General features: G+C 39.0%; 19 protein-coding genes. 5 read left to right on the plus strand and 14 right to left on the minus strand.

The window, feature by feature from the left end:
• The first annotated feature begins 62 nt into the window (after positions 1-62).
• The 3 genes from EGT34_RS02160 (at position 63) to EGT34_RS02170 (ending at position 3,665) form a co-directional block, all read left to right on the plus strand.
• The gene (locus tag EGT34_RS02160) at positions 63-530 is read left to right on the plus strand and encodes a MarR family winged helix-turn-helix transcriptional regulator (RefSeq protein ID WP_000884019.1); all 468 of its coding nucleotides are present in this window, start codon (positions 63-65) and stop codon (positions 528-530) included.
• A 412-nt stretch (positions 531-942) separates the two neighbouring features.
• Positions 943-2,292 (plus strand): spinster family MFS transporter, encoded by a 1,350-nt coding sequence (locus tag EGT34_RS02165; RefSeq protein ID WP_024437535.1) that lies wholly within the window; start codon positions 943-945, stop codon positions 2,290-2,292.
• Positions 2,293-2,408: 116 nt separating this feature from the next.
• Entirely contained in the window at positions 2,409-3,665 is a 1,257-nt protein-coding gene (locus tag EGT34_RS02170; RefSeq protein ID WP_024437536.1) for an OprD family outer membrane porin, read from the plus strand.
• Between the two features lie 37 nt (positions 3,666-3,702).
• On the opposite strand, the gene EGT34_RS02175 is transcribed toward EGT34_RS02170, so the two are convergent.
• Genes EGT34_RS02175 through EGT34_RS02190 form a run of 4 tightly spaced genes read right to left on the minus strand, consistent with a single transcriptional unit; the run spans position 3,703 to position 7,540 of the window.
• Positions 3,703-4,446 carry an SDR family oxidoreductase gene (locus tag EGT34_RS02175; RefSeq protein ID WP_001140451.1) on the minus strand — a complete coding sequence of 248 codons (744 nt, stop codon included), beginning with the start codon at positions 4,444-4,446 and terminating at the stop codon, positions 3,703-3,705.
• A gap of 15 nt (positions 4,447-4,461) precedes the next feature.
• Positions 4,462-5,160 (minus strand): histidine phosphatase family protein, encoded by a 699-nt coding sequence (locus tag EGT34_RS02180; RefSeq protein ID WP_024437537.1) that lies wholly within the window; start codon positions 5,158-5,160, stop codon positions 4,462-4,464.
• On the minus strand, positions 5,157-6,278 hold the full coding sequence (locus EGT34_RS02185; RefSeq protein ID WP_024437538.1) for a phosphotransferase family protein: 1,122 nt from the start codon (positions 6,276-6,278) through the stop codon (positions 5,157-5,159). Before EGT34_RS02185 ends, EGT34_RS02180 begins: the two co-directional genes overlap by 4 nt.
• Before the next feature lie 17 nt (positions 6,279-6,295).
• Positions 6,296-7,540: an acyl-CoA dehydrogenase family protein gene (locus tag EGT34_RS02190; protein ID WP_002047595.1), complete on the minus strand. Its 1,245-nt coding sequence runs from the start codon at positions 7,538-7,540 to the stop codon at positions 6,296-6,298.
• A gap of 88 nt (positions 7,541-7,628) precedes the next feature.
• Between EGT34_RS02190 and EGT34_RS02195 the strand changes: the two genes are divergently transcribed.
• Both EGT34_RS02195 and pcaU read left to right on the plus strand, forming a co-directional pair.
• Complete coding sequence (locus EGT34_RS02195; protein WP_001059560.1) at positions 7,629-8,549, plus strand: LysR family transcriptional regulator; 921 nt, start codon at positions 7,629-7,631, stop codon at positions 8,547-8,549.
• Between the two features lie 42 nt (positions 8,550-8,591).
• Positions 8,592-9,404 (plus strand): IclR family transcriptional regulator PcaU, encoded by an 813-nt coding sequence (gene pcaU, locus EGT34_RS02200; protein WP_000030967.1) that lies wholly within the window; start codon positions 8,592-8,594, stop codon positions 9,402-9,404.
• Between the two features lie 92 nt (positions 9,405-9,496).
• Here the strand turns inward: pcaU and EGT34_RS02205 are convergent, their stop codons facing one another.
• The 10 genes from EGT34_RS02205 to pcaH all read right to left on the minus strand — a co-directional run bounded on the left by EGT34_RS02205 (position 9,497) and on the right by pcaH (position 20,060).
• Positions 9,497-10,363 carry an MBL fold metallo-hydrolase gene (locus tag EGT34_RS02205; RefSeq protein ID WP_024437539.1) on the minus strand — a complete coding sequence of 289 codons (867 nt, stop codon included), beginning with the start codon at positions 10,361-10,363 and terminating at the stop codon, positions 9,497-9,499.
• A 4-nt stretch (positions 10,364-10,367) separates the two neighbouring features.
• Complete coding sequence (locus tag EGT34_RS02210; RefSeq protein ID WP_024437540.1) at positions 10,368-10,781, minus strand: DUF6691 family protein; 414 nt, start codon at positions 10,779-10,781, stop codon at positions 10,368-10,370.
• Positions 10,782-10,785: 4 nt separating this feature from the next.
• Entirely contained in the window at positions 10,786-11,199 is a 414-nt protein-coding gene (locus tag EGT34_RS02215; protein WP_000095335.1) for a YeeE/YedE family protein, read from the minus strand.
• 135 nt (positions 11,200-11,334) lie between these two features.
• A complete protein-coding gene (locus tag EGT34_RS02220; RefSeq protein ID WP_024437541.1) occupies positions 11,335-11,802 on the minus strand; it encodes a DUF6438 domain-containing protein in 468 nt (155 codons plus the stop codon).
• A 630-nt stretch (positions 11,803-12,432) separates the two neighbouring features.
• Positions 12,433-14,862: a glucose/quinate/shikimate family membrane-bound PQQ-dependent dehydrogenase gene (locus tag EGT34_RS02225; protein ID WP_024437542.1), complete on the minus strand. Its 2,430-nt coding sequence runs from the start codon at positions 14,860-14,862 to the stop codon at positions 12,433-12,435.
• Between the two features lie 82 nt (positions 14,863-14,944).
• On the minus strand, positions 14,945-16,264 hold the full coding sequence (locus EGT34_RS02230; protein WP_024437543.1) for a carbohydrate porin: 1,320 nt from the start codon (positions 16,262-16,264) through the stop codon (positions 14,945-14,947).
• A gap of 59 nt (positions 16,265-16,323) precedes the next feature.
• Positions 16,324-17,775 carry a right-handed parallel beta-helix repeat-containing protein gene (locus tag EGT34_RS02235; protein WP_024437544.1) on the minus strand — a complete coding sequence of 484 codons (1,452 nt, stop codon included), beginning with the start codon at positions 17,773-17,775 and terminating at the stop codon, positions 16,324-16,326.
• Between the two features lie 19 nt (positions 17,776-17,794).
• Positions 17,795-18,622 (minus strand): type I 3-dehydroquinate dehydratase, encoded by an 828-nt coding sequence (gene aroD, locus EGT34_RS02240; protein ID WP_086242003.1) that lies wholly within the window; start codon positions 18,620-18,622, stop codon positions 17,795-17,797.
• A gap of 68 nt (positions 18,623-18,690) precedes the next feature.
• Positions 18,691-19,320: a protocatechuate 3,4-dioxygenase subunit alpha gene (pcaG, locus tag EGT34_RS02245; RefSeq protein WP_001067206.1), complete on the minus strand. Its 630-nt coding sequence runs from the start codon at positions 19,318-19,320 to the stop codon at positions 18,691-18,693.
• A gap of 14 nt (positions 19,321-19,334) precedes the next feature.
• Entirely contained in the window at positions 19,335-20,060 is a 726-nt protein-coding gene (gene pcaH, locus EGT34_RS02250; RefSeq protein ID WP_000077912.1) for a protocatechuate 3,4-dioxygenase subunit beta, read from the minus strand.
• Positions 20,061-20,063 lie beyond the last annotated feature (3 nt).

Here is a 20,063-nt window from a genome sequence, read left to right on the forward strand (position 1 = left end):
GAAATATGCAAAATTTTGTTTATAATAGAATTACCCTTTTTTTACTAAGTTATTGCTTAGCTATGCTTGATCATTTAGAACAATTTCTTCCCAATAAAGAACCGTCGAGTATTCAAAACTTCCCCTTTTTCTGGATTTCCCAAGTTAATGGTAAATATTCACAACTTATTGAAAAATCTATAAAGAAACTTGGCATTGATAATACTCGCCGCAAAATTATTTTAAGTACCAATGCGCTTGGGGAAGCCAGTATCACTGACATTGCCAATCTTTCTACTTTAAAACTCACAACAGCAACAAAGGCTGTATATCGATTGGTAGAAGATGGCATTGTGGAAGTCTACTCTTCCACCGCTGATGAACGGATTTCGATGGTGAAATTAACGGCCAAAGGTGTTGAGCTTGTTGAACAGATTAACCAAATTAGTGTGGTTACCTTAGCGGGGATCCTCAATGCTTTTTCAGAAGATGAACTGCATAATCTAAATCATCAGTTAAAAAAATTATTTGATCTCATGCCATCAAGTTAATTATTTCCATCGACACTAAATTAACTTGGCTCTAGAGCAGTTAAAGCTAGTCTTTCTTTAGCTGCTCACTATAAAAAATCTGCTATCAATAACAAAATTAATTAAATTCAAATATTTATAATAATTCAACCCTCCTAATAGCTCACTTAACATACTTTTTAGGTATCTAAACATACTCAACAAGTAATGGAATTTTACATATAAAAAGAAAATAATAATTCAATAATCTAGTCAGCATTACTATTTCCGTTTGTGTTAAGTCACCTTCTTCAAGGCCCCTTACCAAACCAAATTCAATCATTTCTAGCCGTTTCATTATTCATTTCAAATGGGGACGTATCAAAAATTTTGAGGATGAATAGAAGCTAGAGATCAATTTCTTTAAAGCGTTTTATACATAAGGATTAAGTGTATGAACCAAAGTAATATCGCTGTTGAAAGGACACAAAAGAAAACCAATGCATATGCATGGTATGTGGTCATACTTTGTATGTTGGCCTATATATTTTCATTTATTGACCGTCAAATTCTAGCGTTGATGATTGAACCCATCAAAGCAGACCTTCAACTTTCAGATACTCAATTTAGCTTGTTACATGGCCTTGCCTTTTCACTCTTCTACGCTGTGATGGGCTTACCATTAGCCTATATTGCCGACCGTTTTTCCCGACCAAAACTGATTTCAATCGGGATTATTGTCTGGAGCTTAGCAACAGCAACTTGCGGTTTAAGTAAAAACTTTATTCAACTATTCTTAAGCCGTATGGCTGTGGGCGTTGGTGAAGCAGCTTTATCTCCAGCGGCCTATTCAATGTTTAGTGACATGTTCAGTAAAGACAAACTAGGACGCGCGGTCGGGATCTATTCAATTGGTGCTTTCTTAGGTGGAGGTATCGCCTTTTTAGTTGGCGGTTATGTGATTAACCTGCTTAAAGGCGTGACACTCATTGAAGTTCCTTTATTAGGTGCACTCAAGGCATGGCAAATTGCCTTTTTAGTGGTGGGGTTACCAGGCATTATTATTGGTTTGCTATTTATTTTGACAGTTAAAGATCCTGCACGTAAAGGACAGCAGCTCAACCAAAGCGGACAAGTTGACCAAGTTAAATTCACGCAGTGCCTTCAGTTTATCAAGAAACATGCAAAAACTTTTGCTTGTCACTATTTAGGTTTTACCTTTTATGCAATGGCACTCTACAGTCTGACTAGTTGGACACCAGCATTTTATATTCGTAAGTTTCAACTCGCGCCGACTGAAACAGGCTATATGCTCGGCACTATATTGCTAGTTGCAAATACTTTAGGCGTGTTTTGTGCAGGATGGCTAAACGACTGGTTTATTAAAAAAGGACGCCAAGATGCACCGATGTTCACGGGGGTGATTGGTATTGTTGGCCTGATTATTCCAATTGCATTTTTCACCCAAACAGATCAACTCTGGCTTTCAGTAACTTTGCTCATTCCTGCAATGTTCTTTGCCTCTTTCCCACTTGTGATTTCGGCAACAGCATTGCAAATGTTAGCACCCAACCAATTTAGAGCACGCCTTTCTGCCCTATTCCTTTTGGTAAGTAACTTAATTGGACTAGGTGTTGGTACAACATTAGTAGCAATTATTACGGATGAGGTTTTTGGCAATCCATTAATGGTGGGGTCTTCTTTATCTATTGTGGGTGGTTTGTCCTGTGTACTGGCTTTGGCTCTACTTTTTAAAGGCTGTAAATCCTTTAGTGAAAGCATGAAGCTTGAAAAATTACATTAATTGAAGCAACAGCCACTTATAAAAACAGGAGTTCCCTTTAAACAATTTAGGGAACACCACACCAATATTTCACAATACGTAATGCCGAGGACTGGCATATATCTTGGAAATGGATTATGGAATTATTTCACCGTTTTAAACCACACACTTTAGCTGTTGCCACTTTAATACTTATGTACAGCAGTTCTTGGGCTGCAAATCCAAATCAGCAAACTGAAGATGAGTGGAAATTCACTTTAAAAAATGCCTATATCAATCGTGATTTTGATAATGACGCCCTTAAAGATACCGGTAGTTGGTCTCAGGCAGCGTCATTATTTTATAAGTCGAAAATGCATGACACTCCACTAGTCATAGCAGATAAACCTATTACGATTGGAGCTGATGCTTCCGTTCAATACGCCGTACGTTTGAGTTCAGACAAACATGTCGCAGATACAGTTTTGCCTTTTAATAAAGAAACGCAATCTCAAGCATCTGATTATCTAAAATACGGCGCGACCTTAAAGCTAGGTTATGACAAAACACTTTTAAGTGTCGGTGAACTCTGGCTAGATTTACCTGTAACGGCGGTTGATGCTAGCCGCCAGTTACTCACCTCTTATTGGGGAACCAATCTTAAGTCGCAACTTTCAGATCAACTTTATGCAGAAATTGGCCGAGTGGAAAAAGTCTCGCCACGAAATGAAGAAGATTTTAAAAAGTTTTCGTTCACAGCAAATGGAATTACCAAAGAATCTGATGGCTTAAATTATATTGACCTGCGCTATCAATTTACGCCGTCTTTGAAGGGCGAATATTATTTTGGTAATTTAGAAGATCTCTACAATAAACACTATGTAGGGCTTGAGCATACGTGGAAACAACCAACTTTTGCCCTGACTTCCAAATTTAAATATTTTAATGCGAAAGATGATGGCAATACCTTTGATATTGATGCCCAGAACATTGGTTTACTTGAAACCGTCAAAGTAAAAAACCATACCTTTGGTTTGGGTTACCAACAAATTATTGGAGAGTCGGCTTACCCTCTACCAGATGGTTTCTTGCCAGAAACCTATTTCATTAACTGGAATGCTACAGGTTTCTTTAAAGAAGATGAAAAGTCTTACCATGTCATGTATGGCTATGACTTTAAAGATTACATTCCCGGCTTAAACGCAATGGTGAAATATGTTTACGGTCATGACTTTAAAGCAGCTAATGGTGAGAAAAACCACGAAACTGAGTCCAATGTCATTCTAAACTATGCATTTCAGCAGCCACTCTTAAAAGGCTTTGCCCTGCAATATATTCGTATTGACTACAACGTTAAACATGGTAATGACTTTGGCGAAGACCGTTTATTCGTCAATTACACCAAAAAATTCTAAATAAAAATTACCCCCTAAATCTTAGGGGGTAATTTTTTTATCCTAATTTATTAACCAATCTCAAAGGTAAAACCTTCATGGCAATACTCATTGGTAACCATGGCCACTGTGGTACATACGCTTTCACAGGTTGTTTTTCGATCGCTTTGACTAAAGCTTTACACCCTGTTTTGGCGTCGACTTCAAAAGGTAGATGTTTAGCACCTTCATTCATTTCAGTTCGGATGTAACCCGGGAAAATGGTTGAGACTTTAATTGGAGTATCTAGTAATTCAGCGCGAATACCCTCGGCCAAGTGAGCAACTGCAGCTTTACTCGCCGCATAGGTCGATAAATGTTTTGGTAATCCGCGCATCGCACTCATAGACGACATGACCACCAAATGACCTGCATTTTGCGCTCTAAAAATTTCAATCGCTGCCTCACACTGTGCTAAAGCAGAGATAAAGTTTGTTTCGGCCGTGGCTCTGTTAATTTCAAAATTACCTTTACCAATACGGCGACCATTTCCGACTCCGGCATTTACAATAATTCGGTCTAAATAGCCAAATTCTTGTTTAAAGGCACGAAAAACTTCAAAAACCTGATCGTAATTGGTAACGTCCAGACTTTTCGCAATTACCTTAATACCGTACTCATTTTCTAGTTCGGTTTTTAAAGTCTCTAATCGGTCTAAACGGCGTGCACAAATCGCCAAGTTATAACCTTTTGCTGCAAATTCATGCGCCATACCTGCGCCTAAACCAGAACTTGCACCTGTAATTAAAATTGTCTTTGCCATGCTTTTATCCTTATTTTAAATCCATGTCAGTAAATCTGGACGATCAGCTTTTATAAAATGATGTTCATTTAAACTTAAAACCTGAGCTTCATTTCCAACTAAACGTAAAGTCGTGAGGCTTGTATTGGTAATTGCCCAATTCAAAGCAAAAGTTCGATTAGGGCTCAGTTCAAGCAGCTTGCCAATTGCTACCGAAATCACACCACCCGAGGTAAAAACGACTGCATAACGAGGTTTGGTTTTTGCCAACTCATCACAAAGTTGCTGTAGCGCCGTTTCAACTCTGTTTTTAAAATGCGGCCAAGACTCATCATATTCATGATGAAAATCGCCGTCGGTCCATCGTTCAATCGCACCTTCAAAGATTTTGGCAAGATAAGCGCGAGGGTTATGCTCTTTTGCGACATCGGCTTTTAACAGTTCAGGCTGTTCAAAACGCGGCTCATAACGGGCAAAAACCTGTTGATGGTTAAACTCATTCCATAAATTATTATGATGAATTACCGCATCTGGAAAACATTCTTTTAGTGCAAGCTGTGCAGTTTGTTCATGGCGCTGCATAGTTCCTGCAACTACATAAGGTTGTTCTTTCAATATTTTCTTAAAATATTGGCCTAATAAAGTCGCTTGAGCTTCACCATTTTCAGACAACTCATCATAGTTACTTTTACCAAATGATGCCTGTCCATGCCTTACCAGATAAATTGTGGTCATCTTCTTAAAATACCCTGTATTTTCTGTAGAGATTGCTGAGCAAATTCCGATTCTTGCAATTTTTGCTGGGCGATAAGTTTTAAAGCTCTGATATGTAGTGCATGAATGACAATCCAGAAATCTTTAAAAGCAGGGTTTCGGGTTTGTTTATGGTAATAACGATAATAGATTTGCTGGGCAATCACTGCTAAACGGAATACACCAAACACTTCATAAAAAGTCCAGTTTTGAGGCTCCAGACCAGTTTTTTGCAAATAATAGTCAACAACTTCTTTGCGAGAGAACATTCCCTTTAAGTGAGTAGGCTGACGACGTGTCGATCTAAAAATCATATTATCCGTAGGCTCAACCCAATAGGCCAAAGCACTGCCCAAATCCATTAATGGATCACCCAAGGTCGCCATTTCCCAATCCAACACCCCAATCACTTCAGTTGGATGTTTTGGATCTAAAATCACGTTATCAAAACGCCAATCATTGTGAATGATACAAGTTGTAGAATCTTGAGGGATATTATCGTTTAGCCATTTTCGAACATATTTAAATGAAGGAACATTGATTGTGCGGACTTTTTCATAGCGTTTATCCCAACCTTCAACTTGTCTACGGCAATATCCTGTACCTTTACCTAGTTCAGCTAAAGGCGTGTTCTCATAAGGAACTTGATGTAGCTCGATCAACTTATCAATAACGTTTACACAAAGCTCATGAACATCTTCTTCATTAAAGCCAAGCTCAGGCGGCAATTTTGCACGAGGAATAATGCCTTCAATGCGTTCCATGACATAAAAATCACAGCCAATAACGGTTTCATCCTGACAAAGCGCTACCATTTTAGGAAGTACTGGATAATAAGGTGCAAGATTTTTCTGCACCATATATTCACGGGCCATATCGTGGGCCGACTTCGCTTTAGTTCCTTTTGGAGGGCGCCGTAAAATTAAATCGGTATTTTCATACTTTAAACGATAAGTCCAGTTCGACGCCCCGCCCGTATATTGAGTAACGACTGCTGGACCAACTAACTCAACACCTTGGTTCTTTAACCAGTTTTCAACTGCTCCAATATCAAGTTCTTCACCATCACGTACTTCACCGCCTACATCAATTACCGACATATTTACTTCCTTTAAACTTATACTTTTTTATGACGACCGAAATAACCACGCTTGGCTAACTCTAATTTGGCAATCATGCCTTTATGTACTTCATCTGGACCATCAGCCAGACGCAAACTGCGTGCTTGGGCAAAGAAACCTGTTAATGGCGTATCTCTTGAAACGCCTGCACCGCCATGTAGCTGAATTGCCATGTCGACTACTTTTTCTAATACGCTTGGAGCGACTACTTTGATTGCAGATATTTCTGTTAAAGCGGCCATGTTTCCTAAAGTATCCATTTTATAAGCAGCATACAAGGTTAAAAGTCTAGCTTGATCTATGGCTACTCGCGCATCGGCTACACGCTCTAGGTTTCCACCGAGTTTTAGGATTTCTTTGCCAAACGCCGTTCTAGACATACCTCTATCAATCATAAGCTCTAGTGCTTTTTCAGCAGCTCCGATACAGCGCATACAATGATGAATACGCCCCGGCCCTAAACGACCTTGTGCAATTTCAAAACCTTGACCCGCTCCACCAATAAAGTTTTCAATAGGCACTCGAACATTATTAAAATGAACCTCACCATGTCCATGTGGCGCATCGTAGTCACCAAACACAGGTAACATACGTTGAATTTCGACACCCGCCGTATCAATCGGTACTAAAACCATAGAGTGTTGATGGTGGCGGTCTTTAGTTTCATCTGGAGTATGGGCCATAAAAATAATGACTTTAGCATTTGGATCACCTAAACCAGACGACCACCATTTTTTGCCATTTAAAACAATTTCATTACCGTCAATGAGTGCAGTTGCTTGCATGTTGGTTGCATCGCTTGACGCAACATCAGGTTCAGTCATGCAAAAAACCGAACGAATTTTTCCGTCCAATAAAGGCTCTAACCATTGCTGTTTCTGCTGCTCACTGCCATAGCGCCATAACACTTCCATATTTCCCGTATCTGGTGCATTACAGTTAAAAACGGTTGGTGCTAATAAACTACGACCAGTTAATTCAGCAATATGCGCATATTCTTGAACAGTTAACCCTGCACCGAGTTTTTCATCGGGTAAAAACATATTCCAAAGACCTGCCTGTTTGGCTTTAGATTTTAGAGTTTCTAAAAGTTCGGGCCACTGCCATTTTTTCCAGTTTCCATCTGGATTTAACTCATGAACTTCTTCCCAAAATTTTGCTTCGACAGGTTCTATTTCTTCTAAAATAAATTTTTTAGTTCGCTCAGCAAAATCTTGAGCTTTCTTGGAGAGTTCAAACATTCTTTTTCCTTTACATCATTATCTGGTCTTTACATCAACATAACTTGAAACTTAATATGAATGAAATGATTTTATTAAATAACGTGTCATGAATAATATTCATAATCTACATGGTCTAGACTTAAGTTTTTTTCACCGAATTGATATTAATTTATATCCGCTTTTTATCGCGATTTATGAGCAAAAAAGTATTTCAAATGCGGCAAGTAGTCTCAATATTACGCAGTCAGCAGCAAGTCATGCTTTGCAGCGTTTACGTCAACAACTTGAAGATGATGTATTTATACGTGTAGGTAATAAAATGTCTGCAACGCCTTTTGCAGAACAGATTTATCCAACTGTTAAGCAAGCACTTTTAACCATCCAAAATATTAGCCAACAGAGACATGTGTTCGACCCAACAAGTTTAAAAAGCTTAAAAATTGCCGTGCATGACGAAATTGAGCCAATTATTCTTCCAAGATTGGCTCAACATTTTCAAAATCTTAATTTAGATTTGCAGTTTGTCAGTATGAAGCTCGATCGAAAACATATTATGGCGGACTTGGCGACACAACAGCTCGATTTCGTGATTGATCTAGAACAATACTTATCTCCAAAAATTACCTTTGATCATTTGGTCACAGATGAGTTCGTTATTTGCAGCCAACTTAAAGAAGTCGATTTAGCTAGTTATATTAATGGACGACACATTGGTGTTTCATCACGCCGTACGGGTGCTTTACTTGAAGATATTTATTTAAACCAACACCAAAAAATTTCAAGAAATGTATTTATGCGCTGTCAAAACTACTCAACCGCGTTACAAGTCTTGGGAGCCCAAGCCGACGCAATACTCACCATGCCCCGTATGATTTTGCAGCATTTATCTTATAGCCCTAAGATTCGGTTACATTCTCTACCTTTTGAGATGACCAATATTAAAATGGGTATGTTTTGGCACGAAGATTTAAGGGATAATTTAAGGCATCAATTTTTGCGACATGAAATTATTAAACTTTTTCAGTAAAGCAAATTGATCTACTAAGCTTCTATCGTACAAGGATCAGTAATGAGTAAAGATGAACGGATAATCCAGAATCAAGACAACAAAAAAACGATTCGTCATGAAGATTACATTGCTGGCATTGGTAAAGGCATGGCGATTTTAGATAGCTTTAGTAGTAATCAACATCGTTTAAATATTTCTATGGCGGCTGAAAAAACCGGGCTTACCCGAGCGGCAGCAAGACGCCATTTATTAACTTTAGAATATTTAGGGTATCTTGAGTCAGATGGCCACTATTACTATTTAACCCCAAAAGTACTCAAATTTTCAGGAGCTTATTTAGGTGCAGCTCAGCTTCCGAAAGTGTCTCAACCTTTATTAAATCTTCTAACTAACCAAACCTCTCTCATTTATTCTGTGATGGTACTTGATGGTTATGAAGCCATTACGATTGCCCGTAGTGCTGCCCACCAACAAACCGACCGCGTAAATCCATATGGTTTGCATTTGGGTAACCGCTTACCTGCTCATGCAACCTCGGCGGGTAAAATTTTACTGGCACATTTAAGCCAACAAGAACAATTGGACTGGCTCCAAAAATATCCACTCCAGCGTTTAACTAAATATACGCATGTCGAAAATGATAAATTTTTAGAGTTACTAAAAGAAATCCGAGAACAAGATTGGTGTTATTCACGTGAAGAGCACGAATTAGGTGTCCATGCGCTCGCCGTACCGATTTATGGACAAGACTTTAAAGTGGTTGCTGCTTTAAACATTGTTTCTCCAACCATGAGAACAACTGAAGAATATTTAATTCAACATATTTTGCCGCTATTGCAAGAGACTGCGCGGGATTTAAGACAAGTTCTCTAAATCTTGCTTAGGCTATTTCCATAAGATTAATTTTATTTTTGCTTAGGCTATTTGAATAAATAAAATATTTGAAATTTACGCTTAGGCTATTTCTAAAAGTAATTAAATGGGATTTTTAAATAGCGGATGCCATTCGCTTCAGGTTCCGGAAAATTTCCACCGTTCATATTAATTTGAATTGAAGGCAGAATTAATTTTGGCATTGCCAAAGTAGCATCTCTTTCTTGACGCATTTTTATGAATGATTCTTTGGAAACTCGTCGATTTAAATGGATATTGCTTTGTTTTTGAGTTTTTATATCTGTTTGACAGATATATTCGTCACGGCCTTCAGACTTATAGTCATGGCATAGAAACATACGCATATCGTCAGGAAGTGTATAAAGCTTTTGTACCGAATCATAAAGTGCAGCAGCACTTCCTTTAGGAAAGTCGCATCTAGCCGAACCATAATCAGGCATAAATAAAGTATCACCTACAAAAACGGCATCACCAATCACATAGCTTAAGCAAGCTGGCGTATGCCCTGGTGTAGGAATGTTATAGGCATCTATCTCCCCTATTTTGAAATGTTCATAATCTTCAAATAAATAATCAAAAGGCTGATTTTCATTAAATTTCTTAAAATCAAAATTATAGATAGCCGAAAATGTTTCTTGTACTACCGAGATTTTTTGACTAATCGCAATTGTACCGCCCAATTTAGATTTTAAATATTGAGCCGCAGTCATATGGTCCGCATGTACATGGGTTTCTAAAATCCATTGTACTTTGAAGTTTTGCGCCAAGACATAATCGATAATCAGATCAGCATTGGTTGTTTTTGTAGTGGCCGAAGCGGCATCATAGTCAAGCACACTATCAATAATTGCGCATTGACGAGTCGCTAAATCTGCAACAACATAGCTAAAAGTATTGGTATTTTCATCAAAAAAATCTTTTACTAGAGGTTGTTGCATATCTTTAATTTCCTTTATTTAAAATTCGGTAAATAAACATTCCTACTAACATAGCCCCAATAAAATAAAGCGCTTCAAAATGTCCTAATCCAATGAGAGTTAAAGCGGGCGCTGGACATATGCCTGCTATTCCCCAGCCTATACCGAAAATAAAAGCACCTACAATTAACCTTTGGTCAATCTGTGTATTTGTTGGTAATTGAATTTGTTCATTAAAAATGGTTTTTGGTTTTTTAATAGCCCTTTGAAACGGAATAAATGCCACAGCAATAGCACCTAGCATCACAAACATTAAGCTAATATCCCATTGTCCAAAAATATCTAGAAACCCTAAAACCTTTGCAGGGTTAGACATACCAGAAATCATTAACCCCAATGAAAACAAACCACCAAATATAAAAGCAAAGATATTTTTCATACGATTACCCCAGCACATGGCGAATGATATAAACAGTCAGCATGCCAGCAAACATAAAAACTGCTGTCGCTATTATTGAGCGTTTTGATAGCCTGCTCATTCCACAAATGCCATGCCCACTTGTACAGCCTGATCCAAGTCGTGTACCAAAACCAACAAGTATCCCTGCCAGAATAAGTACAAATGAATTGGCTTTAATTTCGATTTCAGGCTGATAAAAGTAACCATATATGAAAGGTGTAATCACGAGTCCTGCAATGAACCAGAATGCAGAACTTTTAAATATATCTCTAGATGGGCTAATGAATTGGGCAAGCAAACCACTAATTCCAGCTATACGACCATTTATATATAAATACCCAACTGTTGCGATACCGAGTAATAAACCACCCACAAAGGCATAGACAATACTTGACATATAAGCACTCTTAACAATATATGTTTTTATAATCTGTATTATACGCTGATTCTTTTAGAAATACTTAATATAAAACTTTTAAGTTTATAATTCTTCTTAACAAGAAAAAACCCCAAGATTTTGGGGCTTTTATCATTAAATTAGATCTTTAATGCCTAATTGTTCAGGTAATTTTTCCATAACTTTATTTAATCTATTATTTGCTGGAGAGATACAACCTGTGTAATGGCTTAATTTTGTTTCTGTACCATTTGGTTGAATCCAGGTGATGTAATAGCTAGGCATATCGGTCGCAGTTTGCTGACAACCTGCAGTTTTAGATTGGGTTCCTGTTTGCGGACGATAAGTTTTTAATTCATCAGCAAGTTTTTGATAATCTTTTACGCTACCTTGAATTTCTTTAACGCCGATTGCTTTTGTATATTGCTTACCTTCAAAACGAATTAAACCTGTAGGTGTTACTTCTACTGAGTAAATTGGGCATGCGCCGAAACATGGACTAGAAGCATAACGAATGGTTTCTTGTGTATTAGGTGCTTGTTGAACAGAAGCACAACCCATTAAAGCCAAACTGGATAAAGTTGCAAGAACTAAAAATCTCATTACATCACCTATTATTATCAAGTGGCATTAATCTAACAAATCATATCCAAATTGTCATTAAAGACTCATTTTTCATAGTTTTATTTGCTATTACTTAGGCTATTTTTAGTTATCAAGAAAATTAAAATATAAAGCACATAAAAAAAGGCCCATCGTTAGATGAGCCTTAAGCCAATTAAAGCTTAAATTCCTGAAATACAAATTATTACTGGGTAGTAATAACCTGCGCCGACCATTCTATCTTAATGCAATACATTATTTAAATATAATATAAGTATATATTTACGCTCGTTTTTCCAACAAAAAAAACCTGTTTTTTAGAGTTAAAAACTCAATAATGTTTATTTTTAATTAAAATTCACAACTTTAAGTTAAACAAAACTTAATAAATTTTGAAATTTTATTTATAGGTAAAACATTATAAAAAAATGCTTAATAGTTCGGCTATATCTAGTGTTCAGGATGAATCAATTATAGGAATATTTTAAGTTTAGCAATAACTTCAAGCACTTTTTTACTATTTGGTAAAGCTATCTCACTAAAATTACAGAATTTACGCAAACACTCTAATAGAAAAAAGATATTAAAAAAATAAGGGCAAAAGAAAATTTAACCTTTTGCCCTCTTTCATTATTTCTCTAAACTATATGCGATCACATAATCACCATGGTCTGGGGACTGTCGTGCACCACCCGCGGTAACCACTACATATTGTTTACCTGTTTTAGGTGAAACATAGCTGATTGGTGTACCTTGACTACCTACTGGCATACGTGACTTCCACAGCTCTTTACCTGTAGATGAATCAAAAGCACGCAAGTAATAATCTTGAGTGGCAGCAAAGAAGACTAAGCCACCTTGAGTTGCCATTGGCCCACCAATAGTTGGCATACCAATTGGTGCTTTCAAGCCCATCTTAATACCAAGTGGTCCAGTGTCCTCAACTGTACCAAGTGGTACTTGCCATGCAACCTGACGAGTTTTCATGTCAATTGCTGTCATGGTACCAAACGGTGGTTTTTGACAAGGAATACTTAAAGCGGACATAAAGCGGTTTTTATTCACTTTATATGGTGTACCTTTCATTGGTACAGCACCCATACCTGTATTTACTTTTTCGCCACCACTCGCCTGAATCTTAATGTCTTCAGGTGTTTGTTTTATGAGTTGAACCCATAAACCAAGACGCATATCGTTCACGAACATGTAACGATGTGTCGGGTCAAAAGCAATACTACCCCAGTTCATGCCACCTAAAGAACCAGGGAAGCTTAATGAAACATCAGTACCTGGTGCAGTAAATAAACCTTCGTAACGCATTGACTTAAAGTTAATACGGCACATGAGCTGATCAAACGGCGTTGCACCCCACATATCTGACTCGGTTAAAGTCTGATTACCAATTTGAGGCATTTCAACTGAGCGCGGTTGAGTTAAGCTATATTGCTCACCCGGAATATTTGCCGCTTTCACTGGTTGTTCAATCACTTTAGTTAGCGGTTTACCAGTTACACGGTCAAGGACAAAGAATTGACCTGATTTGGTTCCAATCACAACAGCTGGTTTAGTCGTACCATCTTTTAATGGAAAGTCGACTAGACTTGGTTGCATTGGCAAGTCAAAGTCCCATAAGTCATTATGAACAGTTTGATATACCCACTTTTCTTTACCCGTTGTAGCATCAAGTGCCAAAACAGAAGTATTGTATTTGTGATCTAACGGATTACGGTTACCCCCCCAAATGTCGACAGATGAACTACCCATCGGTAGGAACACTGTATTCATTTGTGGATCATATGACATTGCAGCCCAAGAGTTTGCCGAACTACGTTTATAGGTTTCACCCGGTTTAAGAACATAGTTAGGATCTGGATTACGCGGGTCAAATGCCCAGCGAAGTTTACCCGTAATCACGTCATAACCACGTATTACACCACCCGGCATATCTGCTGCCACGTTGTCGGCAATACGGCTACCTACCACAATAGTTGTTCCAGCAATAGTCGGTGCAGAAGTCACTTCAAAACGTGGAGCCTTAGTCCCACCGCCTAAGCCTTCGAGTAGATCAACCGTTCCATTTACACCAAAGTCTGCACAGCGCTGACCATTATCTGCATTGACTGCAATTAAACGGCCATCTGGCGTATTGGTATATACACGGCGTGGACAGGCTATGTTGCTGGCAACAGTAGTGACCGGAGTTGCACCAGCTAAAGTTGGTTGCACCAGTGGTTTAGTTGAATCGAAGTATGCAACACCACGGCAACGTTCCCAAGCATCGGCTTTTGAGTTCACTTCAGCTTTCCAGAGTTGTTTGCCCGAGTCGGCATCTATTGCAAAAATGTTGTTATGTGGCGTACATAAAAAGACTTTATTTCCAACTTGTAGCGGCGTCATTTGGTCTTCGGCACCATTACCGCTACCCGTTGTAAAATCACCTGTTCTAAAGCGCCAAGCTTCTTTTAGTTTATGAACGTTATCTCGGTTAATTTGGTCGAGAGCAACAAAGCGACTACCACCCGCATCATTTCCATAATTTTCCCAATTCACCTGTTTTTTTGCAGGGTCAACTGGTACTAAAGGTAGTTTTTCACCTGAGCTTGCTACTGTTGGATGCGGTTGGAACATTTGGTAGAGCGCAATCAACATTCCCACAACAACTAAGCCACCTACTGCATAGGCTGAAGATGCCAAACTAGTTTGAAATTGGTAGCGTCGAATTGAAGGTAAGGTAAATAACAACGCAGCAAAAAGACCAGCAGGAAACATTAACCGCGAGAATAACGGCCAAAATTCCCATCCAGCATCAATGAGTGACCAAATTACCGTACCAACAAAAACAGCCGCAAAAATCCAGACGCCCAGCGCTTTTTTTCGGAAAATACTAATTGCTGAAATGGTTATAAACAGTCCTGAGATAAGGAAATACCAAGAACCACCGAGAGATACTAGCTTTCCACCGCCCACGATATAAAAAATACCAGTAGCCAATAAAGCTAAACCTAAAATAAAACACCATATTTTGAATAAGATATGAAACTTAGAATCTGACTCAGACATAGATCCTACTCCACATATACTGAACCCGAATAGTTCAAGCATTTGGGCCAGTTAAACTATGTCTAACCAGCCATCAATATTATTAAAAATTAACTTTTACACTCAGGCCTGCCACCCAAGCATCATCGACTTCTTTCACACCAGCAGGTTGATGGATATATTGAATGTTTGGACGTAACATGACGGCCGGAGACCATTGATAGGTATAGTTCAACTCGACATTTAACTCGTCGTCTTGAATTGGAATATAGTCAGATGCAATCGGATCATAGCTATAGTATCCGCGGCTTTCGTTTGTCGCGATCTGTTTATCTTTAGCACGATCATTGATTACATAATTGGCAATACCAAAACCAATCGAATCATTTGGACGGCTATCAAACGGTCCCTTATACCAAAGAGCAAGTTGTTGTGTACTTTGAACAAATGTCGTTGCTTTATCATTTACAACGCCATTAAAACTTACATATAAACCGCGTTTCGGATCTTGGCCGGCATGGCTAAGTTGTTGCTGTGCATTAATCCAGAAGCTTTGTTTTCCGTCATGCACTTTACCCGCAGTTTTAATATCATTTGCTTCTGCGGTTGAGTACAGCGCACCTACTTTATATTCACCCGGTAAACCATTAAAAGCAGCAAGTTTTGGTTTCCATGCAAGTTCAACTGGTATGGTAGCGCCCTTGACGTTATTCATATCCAGATTAAAACCATCACTGTTTGATTCGGTTTTAATATTGTCTGGATTGACCTCATACACACCAACACCTAAAGTCCACTCAGGTGCAAACTGATATTTAACGTTTGTCGCCCAAACACCGACTGGTGAGTTATACCAAATTGAACCAATTGATTTTCCTAACTGCCCACCGCAAAGCAATAAGTTCTGAAACTCACATTGAGAACTATTAAAGTCCTCTGACATTCCCATACGACCAAATTTGACCTGTACAGTATTATCAACAAAGCCCTTCTTCACCCATGCTTGGGATAAACGCCAGATTTTCCCGCGACCATAAATTTCTTGAGCATTGCCCAATTGGCTAGAACGTGGGTCTTTAATACGCTCAAGAGTTAATGCATTGCCGTCACGTTTAGTCACGACTAGGCTCGCTGTTGTATCTTTCCAACCAGCAATTTTTTCTAAATCGAAGTTGGCACCTAAAGAAAGTTGTGCAGCATTTTCAAAAGTATTGCTGTCGTTGTAACCACCATCTAAATTTGTGGCGCTTTGGCTCATAATAGAAGCAGTAAATTTATAGCCCTGTTGCTCTAATTGCTGGCGTTTTCCATTCCAATCACCAAGCAACCATTGACGGTCTTGTGACCACGGCTCATTTGCAAGTGCAAATTGGCTGCCCAATACAGCAATTGTTAGCACACTCAATTTCATTACATTTGGCATTTCAAGTCCCTTTTGTCTTTTCTGAGATGCGCCCCTGTTTTGAGGCGCTTTATTTTTTGTTATTTAACTTGCACAAACCCGAGCTCAGATGTAGCACCGAAGCGATCAGTTACATTTGCTGTAATTGAGGCAACTTTTACAGACGGCTTCCAATTCGCTTTTGCGACCCCTTGTGCATCTGTAGCAACAGTTATTGCACCTAAATATTGCTCAGCTTCTTTTGATGCTGCATTTTGGTTGCCAAAAAACTCAACTTGATAGCGTTGATTTGGTAAGCCATTAACTTCTACTGTAACTGAACCTTTATTTGCTGTTAACTTAGGAGCTTTAATACCCTGATTCGGCTGAGCATTACAGTCCTGTTGATTTGGCTGAGTACATGTTTTTTGTTGTTTAGATGGGTCGACAACCACACCACCACCACGAGAACCTACAAATCCTGCATGCTCAAGTGCAGGAACTCCAAATACAATTGCCCCTAAACGCTGATCTGGTACACATGAACCACCCGCTTCACAACGTTTAATATCTTTACCATTGTCCCAAATCAGGTTTTTAGTCAATGTAATTCTTGCATTTGCATCTTTTTCAGAGCGAATGGCTACACCAATACGGTTACCATGTACTTTATTGCTATCAAGAATGTTGCCATCACCCGTCATATTGAAACCAATCGAGTTATTGGTCATTTCGTTGTAGGCGATATAGTTACGTTTGCCCCAGTTAATCTGTAAACCATCTGAATAGTTTTCGAATTTATTACCAACTACGGCATTGTCATTACCCCACAAAATTTCAATACCTTGTGATGGTTCTGGATTTGCTTTGGTTGAAACAAAATGGTTATTCGCAATTAAGTTAAACGCAGCACCACGTGTCAGCTCTAGACCATCACCATTGTCTTGGAAAATGTTATCTAAGACTTTGTTGTTATTGGTCGTGGTTGCAGTTGGGTTACCTTTACCATCATCACCCGTCAACATAACACCAGCACCGCCGTAGTTATTACTAATACGGTTGTGTTGGATGAGGTTATTGCTTGAGCGGTTAATCAATACACCAATACAGAAGCGATGAATGTCTAAACCTTTTAAAGTGACATTGTTGACGTCACGTAGTACCAACCCCGGTAAAGTCATAGTACGTACATTGGTGCCGTACTGTTCAGGGTTTGCACCTGGACAAGCTTTTGCACCTTCGCCTTTAATATAGTTTGAACCATCAATTGCGATGTATTCGCCAGTTTTATCCCACTGAGTACCAATGATTTTGACGGGTGCTTTAATTTCAGGAAGTGCGCTGTTTAATTTAATCGCATAAGGCGCTTTGCCTACTGCTTGAATCAAAATGTCGCTAGCTTCGCTTGGGTTTGCATTGGCTTGTTCAATTGCCCAGCGTAAAGAGCCTTTATTGCTATCGTCTTGATAACGGTCAACCACATAAGTTTGAGCCGCTGCTATGCCTGAAACCATCAAACCTAATGCAAGAGTAGTTAAACGTAATGTATTCATTTCATCATATCCTTATGATTTATGGTTTTGTTGGTTGAACGGTTTGTAAAATCTGTTTGAGCTTGGTCACATCAATTTGACCCGGTGCAGAAGCCTGACCAATCATGCCAAAGCTATAACTTCCGCCCATATTGGCAGTCGCAACACGTGAAATCGTACCTAATTGCCCCATCGACATTGTCAATAATGGCTTAGTGGTTTGCTGGCTTACTTTTAAAGTTGCGTTCATTAAAGTGAAGACATCTTGTTTAGATTTAGGCATTACAGCAATTTTGAGAACATCTGCGCCCATTTGATCTTGTTTTAACAAGCGTTTTTCAATTTCATCTTGGCTTGGTGTTTTTTGGAAGTCGTGATTAGACATGACAACGAGCACTTTCTTTTGATGTGCTTTTTGAACAATTTCTGAAACTACTTTTTGATCACGGAACATTTCAACATCTAACCAGTCCATGAAAGGATTCTTTAAATAAGCCTGATAAGTCTTACCATAATCAGCATCACTAATTTCAAGCTGGCCCCCTTCGTTTTTGGTACGAATAGTGGCAATGATTGGCTTATTGCCTAAAATCTTTTTCAGCTCATGACCTAAGGCAATGACTTGTTTTGTATCGCTGGCAAAGCTTAATAAATCGATACGGAACTCTGCTAAATCAGCATCTGCTGTATTTGCAATGACTTGAGCTTGTGCCAATGCTTGTTCTTTAGTTTTTGCGGTAATCGGAACAATCGTTTTAACGGCTGTAGCGGCAGGTTGTGTCTGAGCAGCTAAAGCAACAGGTTCAGCATTTACCTGTGCAGTAAAAAATGGGAGTGCAAGCAAACTTAGGCTTACTAATGTTTTCATGTTCATATGTTCATCCTTAAAAAGGCTACACGCATCCTTGAATAATCAGGTGTAGCCTTAGGTGTTTCTTAAATATCAAAAAATACAGTTTCGTCATCGCCTTGAATACGAATATCAAAGCGGTAAACAACTTCACCATTTTCTTCAAAACGTTTTGCAATAAGAGTTTGGCGACGTGGGGCCCATTCAATGCTATTTAGAATTGGATCGTTAGCATTTGCCTCTGCTTCATCTTCAAAATAAACACGTGTATGAAGACCCAAGTTAATACCGCGAGCGAAAATAACTAACGCAATATGTGGAGCTTGAGTTGAACCTTTACGGCCTGCTGTCGCACCTGGCTTAATTGTATTAAAGCTCCAAACGCCTGTTTCAAAATCGGCACCTGTACGGCCCCAGCCCTGAAATGCAGGATCAGCTTTTTGCTCACGCGTATCTGCCTGACTTGGATAAATACCGTTCGCATCAGCCTGCCAAATCTCAATGAGTACATCACGTAGCGGTAAACCTAATCCGTCAAACACTTGACCTTCAAGACGAATACGCTCACCTTTGGTTTGGTCTTGAACCAACTGGTTATTAAAGTTGTTTTCAAAAACTTCAATACCGGCCTGTTGTGGCAATAAACCAATGTGAACGTAAGGACCACCTGTTTGAGATGGAGTTTCTTTTAATTCCTGAAAATTCCAGTTGTTCATGCTCGTGCTCCCGATTAAGTCAAATCATTTTCGAAGTAAGTCGCTCGACGTCCACGTAAAGTGATGTCAAAACGGTAACAACGGCTATCTGCTTCGATAAAGTTGTTTTTATCTTCTAGTGCAATCAAGGCACGACGTTGATCTTCAGAAGGAATCGTTTTTAAAATCGGGCAAGTGTCAATGAGCGTATCGCCCTCAAAATAAAACTGCGAAATCAGACGCTGAGCCCAACCATCAGCAATTAAAGAGAAATGAATATGAGCAGGACGCCATTCATTAATACGGTTACGCCATGGGTACGGACCCGGTTTAATGGTACGGAAAATATAAAAACCGTTTTCATCAGTTAAGGTACGGCCACACCCACCAAAGTTAGGGTCCATTGCACCAATAAACTTATCATTTGGATGGCGGTAACGACCAGAAGCGTTGGCCTGCCATACTTCTAGAAGTGCATTTTTTACAGGACGACCAAATTGGTCACGAACATAGCCATGAACAATGACACGCTCACCAATTGGCAAACCATCTTTGGCATAGTTCAAAATCAAATCGTTATCTTTTGGGCCAAACAGATTTGAAGAAAAATGCGGCGCAGTGACTTCTGTTAAAGTCTCATTAATTGAGATCAATGCATTTTTTGGCGAACGTAATACACTTGTTTTATAACCTGGCGTATACGCTGGTGGATGATCATCTGTATTACGTTGGGCGTAAGCACCCCAGCTATGTTGTGACATCTT

It is taken from the genome of Acinetobacter sp. FDAARGOS_558 (assembly GCF_003937785.1).
Classification (GTDB): Bacteria; Pseudomonadota; Gammaproteobacteria; order Pseudomonadales; family Moraxellaceae; genus Acinetobacter; species Acinetobacter baumannii.

What these genes read in the sequence shown, in the direction of transcription:
- EGT34_RS02160 (WP_000884019.1), top strand. Translation starts at nt 63, where the DNA reads ATGCTTGATCATTTAGAACAATTTCTTCCCAATAAAGAACCGTCGAGT.
- EGT34_RS02165 (WP_024437535.1), top strand. Translation starts at nt 943, where the DNA reads ATGAACCAAAGTAATATCGCTGTTGAAAGGACACAAAAGAAAACCAAT.
- EGT34_RS02170 (WP_024437536.1), top strand. Translation starts at nt 2,409, where the DNA reads ATGGAATTATTTCACCGTTTTAAACCACACACTTTAGCTGTTGCCACT.
- EGT34_RS02175 (WP_001140451.1), bottom strand. Translation starts at nt 4,446, where the DNA reads ATGGCAAAGACAATTTTAATTACAGGTGCAAGTTCTGGTTTAGGCGCA.
- EGT34_RS02180 (WP_024437537.1), bottom strand. Translation starts at nt 5,160, where the DNA reads ATGACCACAATTTATCTGGTAAGGCATGGACAGGCATCATTTGGTAAA.
- EGT34_RS02185 (WP_024437538.1), bottom strand. Translation starts at nt 6,278, where the DNA reads ATGTCGGTAATTGATGTAGGCGGTGAAGTACGTGATGGTGAAGAACTT.
- EGT34_RS02190 (WP_002047595.1), bottom strand. Translation starts at nt 7,540, where the DNA reads ATGTTTGAACTCTCCAAGAAAGCTCAAGATTTTGCTGAGCGAACTAAA.
- EGT34_RS02195 (WP_001059560.1), top strand. Translation starts at nt 7,629, where the DNA reads ATGAATAATATTCATAATCTACATGGTCTAGACTTAAGTTTTTTTCAC.
- pcaU (WP_000030967.1), top strand. Translation starts at nt 8,592, where the DNA reads ATGAGTAAAGATGAACGGATAATCCAGAATCAAGACAACAAAAAAACG.
- EGT34_RS02205 (WP_024437539.1), bottom strand. Translation starts at nt 10,363, where the DNA reads ATGCAACAACCTCTAGTAAAAGATTTTTTTGATGAAAATACCAATACT.
- EGT34_RS02210 (WP_024437540.1), bottom strand. Translation starts at nt 10,781, where the DNA reads ATGAAAAATATCTTTGCTTTTATATTTGGTGGTTTGTTTTCATTGGGG.
- EGT34_RS02215 (WP_000095335.1), bottom strand. Translation starts at nt 11,199, where the DNA reads ATGTCAAGTATTGTCTATGCCTTTGTGGGTGGTTTATTACTCGGTATC.
- EGT34_RS02220 (WP_024437541.1), bottom strand. Translation starts at nt 11,802, where the DNA reads ATGAGATTTTTAGTTCTTGCAACTTTATCCAGTTTGGCTTTAATGGGT.
- EGT34_RS02225 (WP_024437542.1), bottom strand. Translation starts at nt 14,862, where the DNA reads ATGTCTGAGTCAGATTCTAAGTTTCATATCTTATTCAAAATATGGTGT.
- EGT34_RS02230 (WP_024437543.1), bottom strand. Translation starts at nt 16,264, where the DNA reads ATGCCAAATGTAATGAAATTGAGTGTGCTAACAATTGCTGTATTGGGC.
- EGT34_RS02235 (WP_024437544.1), bottom strand. Translation starts at nt 17,775, where the DNA reads ATGAATACATTACGTTTAACTACTCTTGCATTAGGTTTGATGGTTTCA.
- aroD (WP_086242003.1), bottom strand. Translation starts at nt 18,622, where the DNA reads ATGAAAACATTAGTAAGCCTAAGTTTGCTTGCACTCCCATTTTTTACT.
- pcaG (WP_001067206.1), bottom strand. Translation starts at nt 19,320, where the DNA reads ATGAACAACTGGAATTTTCAGGAATTAAAAGAAACTCCATCTCAAACA.
- pcaH (WP_000077912.1), bottom strand. Translation starts at nt 20,060, where the DNA reads ATGTCACAACATAGCTGGGGTGCTTACGCCCAACGTAATACAGATGAT.